This is a genomic window from Sinomonas soli (genome assembly GCF_054782415.1).
The window spans coordinates 1-1,460 of record NZ_BAAGSN010000043.1; the positions used below are offsets into that span (position 1 = coordinate 1).

Sequence of the window (1,460 nt, forward strand, 5' to 3'; positions counted from 1 at the left end):
GGACCGTATGGTGGACGCGGAGCATTCGTGTGGTTCCACCGCACCGCCCTTTGTGGGGGGGTGTGGTGTGTTGAGGTTGTCGGCCTATTAGTACCGGTCGGCTTCACGAGTCTTCAGTCCTCGTTTCCACGTCCGGCCTATCAACCCAGTGGTCTGCTGGGGGCCTCTCGCCCTTGACGGGCGTGGAGATCTCATCTTGAAGCGGGCTTCCCGCTTAGATGCTTTCAGCGGTTATCCCATCCGAACGTAGCCAACCAGCCGTGCACCTGGCGGTACAACTGGCACACCAGAGGTTCGTCCGTCCCGGTCCTCTCGTACTGGGGACAGCCCTTCTCAGATCTCCTGCGCGCGCAGCGGATAGGGACCGAACTGTCTCACGACGTTCTAAACCCAGCTCGCGTACCGCTTTAATGGGCGAACAGCCCAACCCTTGGGACCTACTCCAGCCCCAGGATGCGACGAGCCGACATCGAGGTGCCAAACCATGCCGTCGATATGGACTCTTGGGCAAGATCAGCCTGTTATCCCCGAGGTACCTTTTATCCGTTGAGCGACGGCCCTTCCACGAGGTGCCGCCGGATCACTAGTCCCGACTTTCGTCCCTGCTCGAGATGTCTCTCTCACAGTCAAGCCCCCTTGTGCACTTGCACTCGCCACCTGGTTGCCGACCAGGCTGAGGGGACCTTTGGGCGCCTCCGTTACTCTTTGGGAGGCAACCGCCCCAGTTAAACTACCCGTCAGGCACTGTCCCTGACCCGGATCACGGGCCGAGGTTCAGGTGTCCAAAGCGACCAGAGTGGTATTTCAACGATGACTCCACCGGCACTGGCGTGCCCGCTTCACAGTCTCCCACCTATCCTACACAAGCCGCTCCGAACACCAATACCAAACTGTAGTGAAGGTCTCGGGGTCTTTCCGTCCTGCTGCGCGTAACGAGCATCTTTACTCGTAGTGCAATTTCGCCGAGTTCACGGTCGAGACAGCGGGGAAGTCGTTACTCCATTCGTGCAGGTCGGAACTTACCCGACAAGGAATTTCGCTACCTTAGGATGGTTATAGTTACCACCGCCGTTTACTGGGGCTTGAATTCTCCGCTTCGCCATTGCTGGCTGACGGGTCCTCTTAACCTTCCAGCACCGGGCAGGAGTCAGTCCGTATACATCGTCTTGCGACTTCGCACGGACCTGTGTTTTTAGTAAACAGTCGCTTCCCCCTGGTCTCTGCGACCCTTGCCCGCTCGGGCCGGCATGCGGCCTCCACGGTCGGGGTCCCCCTTCTCCCGAAGTTACGGGGGCATTTTGCCGAGTTCCTTGACCGTGATTCTCTCGATCGCCTTGGTATTCTCTACCTGATCACCTGTGTCGGTTTGGGGTACGGGCGGCTGGGACCTCGCGTCGATGCTTTTCTCGGCAGCATAGGATCACCCGATCCCCCCGTGAGGGGGTCCCGTCGGATCTCAG

1 rRNA gene is annotated in these 1,460 nt (G+C 59.3%); it reads right to left on the reverse strand.

Going from position 1 to position 1,460, the window contains the following annotated elements:
• Positions 1-66: 66 nt before the first annotated feature.
• Positions 67-1,460 (reverse strand): 23S ribosomal RNA (locus ACYVKZ_RS21000); the annotation flags it as partial.